Raw genomic sequence first — 10,167 nt, 5'->3', positions numbered from 1 at the left:
CCACAGTGGGTAGCTACGCAAGATGAACGACCTGCTAAACAGGACCTGTTCTCTTTGAGAGTGTAAAGATAAGAATAGCTTAAAATAATTATAACATTTTTGTTGACTTTACAGACAGTACCTTGTGACAAATAGAGCCTTGTTTCCGATTGGAAGAATATAAATTAGACTTCAAAATAAGAAATGAAGGTTACAAAGGATACACACACTGTATAGACAAGTTACTATGTCCTATTATGTGTATATCATAACAAATCCTGGTAAGACAACATTATATACAGGTGTCATAAACGATTTGGAAAGAAGACTAGCAGAGCATCGTGCCAACAGAGGAAATAATGCGTCCTTTGCTGGAAAGTATTACTGCTACAAATTACTTTATTATGAAATCGTTCAAAATATACATGATGCGATTAGTCGGGAAAGTGAAATTAAGTTAATGAATCACAGTACAAAGGTCGCTTTAATACAAAAGGAGAATCCTAAAATGGACTTTATTTGGTTTTAAGAGTTTCTGATAACTCCAATCGGAAACGCAGCTCTATTTGTCACAAGTTTCTTTCAGAAGGACAGGGAGAGTGTTTTTTCTTTATGTACAAATCACTCTTTAAGAAAAGATATGGGACAAGATAAGGGAAAGGGAAGATTCTTTCAGAAAGGCAGGAAAGAACACTCCTTGCAGAAAGGAAGTTCAGAGACATGATTTTTCCAGAAAGATAGACTAGAAAGAGAAGGACAGCCAAATATGAATTAGATCCTTATTCATGAAAAAATAAGGCACAAGATCAGTGATACACTTTCCAAATCTTACCCAATCTTTACCCGCTCGCCCAGAAAGTGAGGTTCTTTGTTCAGGTATAGGTCTATGAATACTTTCACACGTGCCAGCCATTCGCGGGTATGGGTTTTATAGCCATTTGCTCCCTTAATGTCTCGGGCATTGTAGGCAACAGCGTCCACACCTTTGTGTCTGGCCAGGAAAACGGCCCGTTGGTTATGAAAAGGTTGTGAGATAACTGTAAATGACTCCTGTCCGAATATTTCTTTAGCTCGTACAACCGAATCAAGCGTCCGGAAACCGGCATAATCCAGATAAATGCGGTTTTCAGGTACTCCCAACTTCACCAGCGCATCTTTCATATCCCGTGGCTCATTGTAGTTTTTTGAGCTATTATCCCCACTCACCAGCAGATAGTCGACCTTCTTGTTTTTAAACAAGCTATAGGCAGCCTGAATCCTGTAGCTAAAATAAGGATTAGCCTGTCCGCTTGCCAGCTTTTCGGAGGTTCCCAGTACCAACCCTACCCTATGGTGGGGTATAGCCTGTACATCTGTGTACAAATACGATTTCGTTTCACGCGTAATAGTCCAGTTGCACACAAGAGTCACTCCAGCTAAAAAGACCAGAATCAAAACAACAAAGGTCAGTTTTCTTTTCATGTCCGGGAAAGTTAAAAAACGCCTTCAAGATAAAAAAAGAGTTTACTGTATCCAACTGATTTGACCAGATCTGGTACACGGTAAAAATATATGCCATCCCCAAATTACTTTGGCACGGGTTTCGCATTGAGTGTGATCAGTACAACATACTGCTTCACAAGCTACTATAACTATGAAAAAAATTCTTTTCTCTTTTATTGCCTTTTTAGGCGTATTCGTATGTACCTATGCCCAGGTTGAAGTTCGGTATGGAATTCGTGGGGGTATGAACCTTTCAAGCTGGCAAGGTGAAACTATGCAAAGCATCAGTGATCTGTTAGGAGCAACCGATGGTGCGGTTACTACCCAATCCCGTGTGGGCTTCCATGCCGGTGGCTATGCAGCCATTAAACTCAGTGACTACTTCACACTTGAGCCTGGCCTTCAGTACTCTCTCAAAGGCACGGAACTAACAGGTAGACTCAATGGAAATTCTCAGGTAATCGACTTTCTGAATGTCAACACCACTTTCCGGGTACAATCGCACTATATTGAGATGCCGATCTTAGCCAAAGTATATCTGGCAGAAGGATTTCATTTGTTTGCAGGTCCGCAGGTAAGCTACCTCGTCGACAATAAAGTTCACGTGAGAGCCAGTGTGCTAGGTATATCGGCCTTTAACCGTACGCTGGATATTAACAACGGATTTCAGAAATGGGATTTCAGTGGTGTGGCAGGTATAGGGTATCGCTTCGTGAATGGGGTAAATATCATGGCTGCCTACGATTATGGATTCCAGCGCCTGGATGAAAACAAACGCTTTAATACCTATAACCGTACTATAAAATTTTCGGTTGGATATGAATTCTGATACACGATCTGAGTAGAAGTGTTAGATTAATTACATATTGACATCGGTCATACCGAATGTTGGATGTGAGTAAACCCAAGCCTATGCTTTTGAAAAGTATGGGCTTGGGTTAATTTTTTATAAATCTCTCTTTCTGCGTTGATTTATTGTCCCATCACAGTCTTCTTCATTTATTGTTTGTCCCTTCCTGTGTTTGTTTCTAATCCTTTTCTTTACTCTACTTGTGGCTCCTTCATTTTTTGCTTGCCCAAAAAATGAAGCAAAAAAGGTCACCTTTTCCCGATCCTCCTGCCCGCAAGGCCATGGGCCAACCTCGCGGGAAAAGGAAGGCCAACGCACCTATACCACCTTCCGCGATTGAAGTGGATATAACTCTCTTTGTGACGTTTGTTCTTACTTTTTCAATGACATTCTTTTATCAAAATTTGGGATAATTCTTGTGTTTTTTAATTCTATCAATCTACCCATAGGTAGCTCCTGCTGACTTTTTCTGTGAAAGCAGTAATAAGCCCAAAAACGTTAATACGCCGTTTAGGATCAGTAACTCAAAGCCGAACTTGTATCCGTTTAACCAGGTGTTGGCGTTGGTATTGATGATATAACACAGAATAGGCGACAGAATACATACTACAGGAACAAAGCGATCTTTTACAGAAAGTTTGGTCAGCAACCCAAAAGAAAACAAACCCAGCAAAGGCCCATATGTGTAGCCAGCCACTGTGAACACAGCCTTTACCACACTTTGGTCATTAATGGCTTTAAAAATCAGGATCACAATCAGCAGCGCAATAGACATACACAAATGCACAATCGTTTTCAGCCGTTTCCGCTTCTCTTCCGGACGGTTTTCAAAATCCAGAAAGTCGATACAGAATGATGTAGTTAACGAAGCCAGAGCAGAGTCGGCACTGGCATAGGATGAAGCGGTAATGCCTAGCAAAAAGAATACGCCTGCTACAATGCCAAACTTGTTTAATTTTAGCAATAAGGTAGGATACAGATCATCGGTATGGGCTGGGATAGGAATGTTTTGCTGATTGGAGTAGATATATAGTAAAGCCCCCAGTGTCAGAAACAGGATATTCACAAACAGGAAGACAGTACTGAACGTATACATATTCTTCTGTGCATCCTGCAAGTTCCGGCAGGTGAGGTTTTTCTGCATCAGATCCTGGTCCAGTCCAAACATAGCAACAGTGGTAAATAATCCGGCAAAAAACTGCTTATAGAAGAACTTGTTACTCTTGGGATCATCAAAAAAGAATGCTTTTGAATAATCACTAGCCCTTACCGTATCAATCAATCCACCCAGAGACAACCCCAATGCTTCACTGATCAGATACACACTCAGCAGCAAAGCGGCAATTAAGAACGTTGTTTGAAAGGCATCCGTCCACAGAATTGTTTTAATTCCACCTTTGGAAGTAATCAGCCAGATAAGAGCAATGGTAATGAGCACATTGACAGCAAAAGGCACATTCCATTCATCGAATAGCGCCAGTTGCAATACAGAGGCTGTAAGAAATAACCGAAAGGCGGCTCCGATGGTCCGGGAAACCAGAAACGCCGCAGCTCCCGATTTATACGACCAGAAACCCAGTCTCTTTTGCAGGTAGGTATAAATTGAAACCAGATTCATCCGGTAATAGACAGGCATAAGCACCAATGCCACAACCATATAGCCTGCTACGTTTCCCAGGATAAACTGAAGATAGGAAAACTGTGAGTTACCTACCTCCCCTGGAACGGATATAAACGTGACACCAGAGATAGCTGTTCCAATCATACTGTACGCCACCAGATACCAGGGCGAGCTTTTTCCCGCAGTAAAAAAAGTATGTGTGGTAGCCCCCCGGCTGGTGATGTAGGAGATTAAAATCAATACACCAAAGTAAATAAGAAGAATGGTTAAAACTAAGTAGGGATTCATGGGTTAAGCCAAAAATATAATCGACTGATTTTTAATACATTGACACTTTTCATTTACTACAAAGTGTATTCTTTTTTCTAGGAAAAACGCAGTTAAATTGGATATTTTTTCATAAATTTGCTAACTAATCTTTATAGACATTCTCCTTTGAAATTCAGTAAAGAAAGATAATAATTTTATTCTAAACAGATTTTTCTTTCATAAAGCAGTATGCAAACGTTATTTGATACAGAAGTAGAAGTACTGGAAGAGGACGTCGCAGTAGAACAGGAACAATGGGCACTTGTGGTATTCAATGATGATGTCAATACCTTTGAGCATGTGATTCAAGCCTTGATTGAGGTTTGTAAACACACTCCTGAGCAGGCAGAACAATGTACCTGGATCATTCATTTTAAAGGCAAATGCACTGTTAAGAATGGATCCTTCGACGAACTTGCTTCTATGCGAAACTCTATCTGTAATCGGGGTATCTCAGCAGAAGTACTCTAGTAAATTACAAACCACGATTTATACATTGTAGCTATGTGAATGTATGGATCTGAAAATCTGAAAAACAGTAGATGAACTACCCATCCAAATTGATAGAGAACGCTGTCAATGAAGTCTCTAAGTTACCAGGTATTGGAAAAAAAACTGCTTTACGTCTTGTTTTACATTTGTTGAAACGAGAAGAAGAAACCACGTTGGCTCTGGCAGAATCGCTAACCCAGCTACGTACCCAGATCAAATATTGCAGAAATTGCCACAATATCTCTGATGCAGAAGTATGTGCCATTTGCGCCAATGCCATGAGAGATCGGTCTATTATCTGTGTGGTGGAAGATACCCGTGATGTATTGGCGATTGAGAATACATCTCAGTACAAAGGACTGTATCACGTGCTGGGTGGCATTATCTCTCCGATTGAAGGGGTAGGTCCGAATGATCTTCATATTGACTCGCTGATCCGCAGAATCCCTGACTCAGATGTTAAAGAAGTGATTCTTGCCCTGAGTCCTACTATGGAAGGAGATACAACAGCCTTTTACCTAACGAAAAAGCTAAAACCTTTTGATCTGAAGATAAGTACTATCGCCAGAGGTATTCCAATCGGTGGTGAACTGGAGTATGCAGATGAGATTACGCTGGGTCGTAGTATTATGACTCGTGTAGCCTATGAAAGTTAAGAGGATCTTCCTGCTATAAAACAAAACGGGTTACTGATAAAGTAGTAGATCTAAAATCATAAACAAAACAGAGCCTACATCTTTCTTATAAGTGTAGGCTCTGTTTTGTTTTACTTGCTTATTAACTTCTTTTTCTTAAATTCCCTTGCATCACTCTACTTACCTCTATAGATCTTTCTTCCTTCATTTCTTTATAAACTCTTTCATGATTCTACTTGTGGCATCCTACTTTTTTGCTTGTCCAAAAAAGTAGGCCAAACAGGACACTTTTCTCCGATCCTTCTGCCCGCAAGGCCAAAGGCCAACCTCGCGGAGAAAAGATTCCCTACGCACCTACACTGCCTCTCACGATTGAAGTCGTCTTTGCTCTCTTTGTAGCGTAGTTGACATTACTTCTGATTTAAGCCGCATGTTGTATCTGCGATTTTTCTGTCTTCTTTAATAAGGGTTCTATCTTTTGTGTCAGACGATCTTTCACAAATCCTTTACTGATATAGTCAGGCAATTGATTCACAATCATCTCATAGGTTTCCAGACCTACTGCTTTAGCAATGTAACTTTCATGAATCAGATTCAGATAGCTGACAATCTCAAGCAAACATTGATGAAACAGACTAAAATCAATCTCAGCCTCTACGAAGCGTTCTATCTCCCGATGACGGGTTGATATTCTTAATCTTTCCAGCAAATCAAAATAGGTAGTATATCCCAATCGCCAGTTTATCTTCTGCCAGTGCTGAGCTGTAAACTTATCCAGAACCTCCCCTTTCTTATTACGCAAAGCCGTCTGCGGATTGCTCTGCATCTGCTGACGAATGGCTCTGGCATATAGCTTTCGTGTAGTACGCAAAAACTGTCCAATCTGTGCCTGAGCCTCCATAGATTCGGTAGCTAGCTGCAAACCAGGCTTACGGGCTGCCAACGGCAATCTGTGCACAATAAAGTTATCATAGGTTCCTGAGGCATAATAGGCTATCGGAAACGGATAATATCCTTTTACCACCAGCATTCCGGTTTCGCGTTTTATACGTTCATTGTTGTTCTGTACAATCCCAAAGGTTGCCAGGAAAGCACGTAGTCCAAACAATACACTATAATAAGCCTGAGGAAACGTCCAGTGTAACGCATTACGCAGGTACTGTTCATTCCCAAGCTCTGCCGTTGAACGCAAAGCATATTCTGTACTCCAGCAGTTTAGCAACAGCTTTTTAACTTCTTCTATAGTGGCTGTTGGTAAGGCTGGCTTGTAGTTTATAAATTGAGGCATTATATCCAAATCATAGGCATTTTCAGCATGTTGAATATGATAATGCATGCCAAAGAAGTGATTTAGAAACACTTGTGCAGGAATTGACTTTTTCCAAGTATCCTGCTCCTGTTCTTCCTGCTTGTCTATATCCTGAAAAAGAGATAAAGACTCAAGCATTTTCGTTTCGTTTTTCATAGTTCTCAATTAATAGCAGTGTTATATTATCTAGTTATAAATTTACAAAATATTTGGCATTTCACCAACAAATAAATCATAAAATATAACTCAAAATAATAGGTATTATATCGAATAGATATACATTTTATCTTCCCAAAACCACACAATACTACAATCAAACGAAAACCCGAAAATCAGCACGAATCACTATATCGCTATTACAAATATTATCAACCAAAACTATACAAACCCCTTATATTTCACCAACTACGATTGTTTGCTACCAAATTACCAAATCTCCCCAACACCTAGCTCTCACTTTCCTGTAGCTCCAGCCTGGATAGTAATTCTTCATAGGCAATTTCAAGGGTTTTGACATGGGTTATGTCTCTGGAAAACACGTATATACCTCTTACTCTTTGCTCGGCAGTGAAGATAGGCCCAACAATATACTGGCGATAACAATCTTCACCCTGAACCACGCTTTTGGCTACAAAATCAAACTTCTCTCCTGCTAAAGCACGATCATACCGTTGCTTCCATTCGTCTCTCACACTCCCCAGATAGTCTAACGCATTGGCTCCTTCTTTGAAATCGCTGAATTGAGAGTTCGCATATCTCTGGCGAATAACATCATTCATTAGGGTAATACGGTAATTGATATCCATAGCTGTCATTGAATCATCTGTGCAATTGATTACGGCCTGCAGATTAGATTCTTTGTGTGACAATTCGTTCTGCATTCTTTGCATTTCTTCCTGAGTGGCAGCCATCTCCTCCATATTCTGACGCATCTCTTCTTCCTGGGCCTTTAGAAACTCTGTTTGCAGACGGGTTTCTTCCAGTAAGCGTTTTGTTTGTTCACTTACTTTGGCAGAAACAATAGCAGAAGATATACTCTCAGCTAGCTTTTCGACAAACTCAATCTGATAGGGTTCAAAAGCCTGAAAGGATGCGATTTCGATTGCCCCTTCTACCTGATCATTGTTTTTTAAAGGAACCAGCAAAATGCATGTTGGATTAGCTTTACCCAAACCTGAAGTGATACTGATATAATCGGATGGAATATCTGTCAGAAAGATGGTATCTTTTTCCAGATACAATTGTCCTACCAGCCCCTCTCCGATATCTATTCGCTTTTTCAGGTATTTTTTTCGTTCATAGGCATAGCTGCTGATTAGTTCAAAATGAATATCCTTGGTATCCTGCTCATTGACGATAAATAAACCTCCCTGATTGGCATTAAGATATTTGATAAGTGATGAAAGAACAGTATCAGCCAACTCCTGTCTGTTTAATGTATGGTTACGGAGAATCTCTGAGAAATGAGCCAAGCCTTGTGTAGCCCAGTGTCTGCGACGGCTTTCTTCTTCTACCATTTTCATCTGGTTTTGCATACGAAGCAAAGCATCTACCAGACGATACTTGTTTTTATCTCCAGTGTAAGTATTTGTATCAAAGTTACCAGCCTCAATGTTAGTAATAATCTGCTCTGAGACATGTAGTTCTTCCCGTAAGAAGTCGATGGACTTTAACAACCCCATCAAATCCGTATGAATGCTTTTAAAGTGGAAAGTAGATATATGATTGCCTTTTACAATCTGATCAGTGACATAAGCAAGTCCTTTTATGGGTTTTAATAACTGGCTATAAATCAACCAATAAAGACCTACTCCAAGTAAAGCAGCTATGATAAGTACAATTCCTCTTACAAAATACGATTCCTGAAATAGTAGAAAGGCAACGAATGTTAGTGTCCCTGACAATACAATGAATGTAAGCTTCAAAGATAAGTCAAATTGCATAGTTTTCTTGGTCTGTTTCATATATACAGATAGTAAAATGGTTGAAACTTTTTCAAAATTACTAACTATATATGTTCACCAATCACCATTTTGCCACACAAAATTACACCGCTATAATTCTTTATTTTTTAGACTTTTATTTTGCGTCAATGAGAAAATATTTTTGAAACAGCAATTATATTAGCCAAAAAACTATTTTTCGGACATCTCTATAAAATATCAGGCATCCCAAGTGCTTTATCCCAATATCGATATCTTGTCTCTTATTAGGGGTAGAAAACAGGCAGAAATCTATATTGGTCCAAGAAATAATATAAATTTATATGTATCTATTTTACTAAATATAAAATATAGAACATAACATAAATAAAGTACAACTAAAAAGCAGAAAGCCAGCCCTATCGGCTGGCTAAAAAAATGAGAATAATTCAGGTCTCAGGCTATCCCTGAAAGATCATTGTAAACAGATATGTATTGTGTAAGTATTTCTTGCCTTTTGATAAAAAATACAGGTAAAAAATCAAAGTAAGTATATTTATTAGCTTGTGGACCTTTCCCCATATTCATATTAACCTACTTGCTTAAGCACTCTCACCAGTTCTAACTGATCTTGTAAGGCTTTCAGGTCGGCAATTTCGTCGTCTTCCAGATCCGACAGATCCGCATCTTCCAGGTCGTGGCTCAGACCAGACTTAGAGGTTTCACTGTAGTACACCAGATTCCACTCTCCTGACTCATCTTCCGTCAATGCACTCAACGATTCAACCCAGTCACCGGAGTTCATATAGACAATATCTCCATACTGCTTAATGGCAGGTTGATGAATATGACCACAGATGATACCATCGCACTGTTTTACCTTTGCTAGCTCAGCCAGTTGCGTTTCAAAATCTGAGATATAGCTTACTGCTGATTTTACTTTCTGCTTTACTACCTGCGATAAAGAATAGTAAGGCAAACCACGATTTGTACGATAGTTATTATATAGCTTATTCACCCACAGCAAAAATGTATATCCAATATCCCCCAGTTGCGCAATCCACTTAAGTTGTGTAGTTACTGAATCAAAGATATCACCGTGGGTGATATAGAATCGCCGTCCATGTGATTTCAGTATGTAATCACGCTGGATAGAAAATCCACCTACCTTTACAGGCAGTATCTGATCCAAAAAATCATCATGATTACCTCTCAGGTAAATAACTTGTGTATTGTAATCTTCCATCATTTTCAGAATGGTCTTGAAGAAACGTGTATGCTTACGCTTCCAGGCGCCATATTTCTTTAGCTGCCAGCCATCTATAATGTCGCCATTAAGAATAAGCTTATCACAGGTATGCTGCTTCAGGAAGTTAGTTACCTGTTTGGCTTTAGAGCCAGATGTACCCAGATGGATATCCGAGATGACAATAGTTCTGAAATGTGTTTTCAATGCCTGATTTTTGCTGCAAAGTAAAACTTTTAGTATAACTTAAAAGTTACCAGATACTTATGAAATATTTAACTTTTTACCTGTATGATAGGGATTCGTTAAATCAATGTTAAGC

The 10,167-nt window shown here is 39.4% G+C and carries 9 protein-coding genes; 4 read left to right on the top strand and 5 right to left on the bottom strand.

All coding sequences use genetic code 11. The annotated features are described in order from the left end of the window. Positions 1 to 226: 226 nt before the first annotated feature. Positions 227 to 508, top strand: a complete 282-nt coding sequence (locus tag QNI15_RS36645) for a GIY-YIG nuclease family protein (RefSeq protein ID WP_314036956.1) — start codon at positions 227 to 229, stop codon at positions 506 to 508. A gap of 299 nt (positions 509 to 807) precedes the next feature. Here QNI15_RS36645 and QNI15_RS36640 read toward each other — a convergent pair whose 3' ends face one another. Beyond that, positions 808 to 1,440 (bottom strand): SanA/YdcF family protein, encoded by a 633-nt coding sequence (locus QNI15_RS36640; protein ID WP_313983616.1) that lies wholly within the window; start codon positions 1,438 to 1,440, stop codon positions 808 to 810. Positions 1,441 to 1,612: 172 nt separating this feature from the next. On the opposite strand from QNI15_RS36640, the gene QNI15_RS36635 reads away from it, so the two are divergent. Then, the gene (locus QNI15_RS36635; protein WP_313983614.1) at positions 1,613 to 2,290 is read left to right on the top strand and encodes a porin family protein; all 678 of its coding nucleotides are present in this window, start codon (positions 1,613 to 1,615) and stop codon (positions 2,288 to 2,290) included. A 460-nt stretch (positions 2,291 to 2,750) separates the two neighbouring features. Here QNI15_RS36635 and QNI15_RS36630 read toward each other — a convergent pair whose 3' ends face one another. Beyond that, complete coding sequence (locus QNI15_RS36630; RefSeq protein WP_314036954.1) at positions 2,751 to 4,220, bottom strand: sodium:solute symporter; 1,470 nt, start codon at positions 4,218 to 4,220, stop codon at positions 2,751 to 2,753. Between the two features lie 210 nt (positions 4,221 to 4,430). Here QNI15_RS36630 and QNI15_RS36625 point away from each other — a divergent pair, with 210 nt between their 5' ends. Continuing rightward, positions 4,431 to 4,712, top strand: coding sequence for an ATP-dependent Clp protease adaptor ClpS (locus QNI15_RS36625; RefSeq protein ID WP_313983609.1), 282 nt, complete (start codon positions 4,431 to 4,433; stop codon positions 4,710 to 4,712). Between the two features lie 71 nt (positions 4,713 to 4,783). Beyond that, complete coding sequence (gene recR, locus QNI15_RS36620; RefSeq protein WP_314036952.1) at positions 4,784 to 5,389, top strand: recombination mediator RecR; 606 nt, start codon at positions 4,784 to 4,786, stop codon at positions 5,387 to 5,389. Positions 5,390 to 5,789: 400 nt separating this feature from the next. On the opposite strand, the gene QNI15_RS36615 is transcribed toward recR, so the two are convergent. The 3 genes from QNI15_RS36615 to QNI15_RS36605 all read right to left on the bottom strand — a co-directional run bounded on the left by QNI15_RS36615 (position 5,790) and on the right by QNI15_RS36605 (position 10,052). Next, positions 5,790 to 6,833, bottom strand: a complete 1,044-nt coding sequence (locus QNI15_RS36615; protein WP_314036950.1) for a hypothetical protein — start codon at positions 6,831 to 6,833, stop codon at positions 5,790 to 5,792. 290 nt (positions 6,834 to 7,123) lie between these two features. After that, positions 7,124 to 8,620, bottom strand: coding sequence for a GAF domain-containing protein (locus QNI15_RS36610; protein ID WP_314036947.1), 1,497 nt, complete (start codon positions 8,618 to 8,620; stop codon positions 7,124 to 7,126). A 568-nt stretch (positions 8,621 to 9,188) separates the two neighbouring features. Then, complete coding sequence (locus QNI15_RS36605) at positions 9,189 to 10,052, bottom strand: UDP-2,3-diacylglucosamine diphosphatase (RefSeq protein WP_313983598.1); 864 nt, start codon at positions 10,050 to 10,052, stop codon at positions 9,189 to 9,191. Between the last annotated feature and the right edge of the window lie 115 nt (positions 10,053 to 10,167).

It is taken from the genome of Xanthocytophaga flava (assembly GCF_030068545.1).
GTDB lineage: Bacteria > Bacteroidota > Bacteroidia > Cytophagales > 172606-1 > Xanthocytophaga > Xanthocytophaga flava.
This window is presented reverse-complemented; position numbering and strand designations above follow the sequence as displayed.

Excerpts from the sequence above, each read along its gene's own strand:
- QNI15_RS36625 (WP_313983609.1), top strand. The coding sequence starts at position 4,431 with ATGCAAACGTTATTTGATACAGAAGTAGAAGTACTGGAAGAGGACGTC.
- QNI15_RS36635 (WP_313983614.1), top strand. The coding sequence starts at position 1,613 with ATGAAAAAAATTCTTTTCTCTTTTATTGCCTTTTTAGGCGTATTCGTA.
- QNI15_RS36610 (WP_314036947.1), bottom strand. The coding sequence starts at position 8,620 with ATGCAATTTGACTTATCTTTGAAGCTTACATTCATTGTATTGTCAGGG.
- recR (WP_314036952.1), top strand. The coding sequence starts at position 4,784 with ATGAACTACCCATCCAAATTGATAGAGAACGCTGTCAATGAAGTCTCT.
- QNI15_RS36645 (WP_314036956.1), top strand. The coding sequence starts at position 227 with ATGTCCTATTATGTGTATATCATAACAAATCCTGGTAAGACAACATTA.
- QNI15_RS36615 (WP_314036950.1), bottom strand. The coding sequence starts at position 6,833 with ATGAAAAACGAAACGAAAATGCTTGAGTCTTTATCTCTTTTTCAGGAT.
- QNI15_RS36640 (WP_313983616.1), bottom strand. The coding sequence starts at position 1,440 with ATGAAAAGAAAACTGACCTTTGTTGTTTTGATTCTGGTCTTTTTAGCT.
- QNI15_RS36630 (WP_314036954.1), bottom strand. The coding sequence starts at position 4,220 with ATGAATCCCTACTTAGTTTTAACCATTCTTCTTATTTACTTTGGTGTA.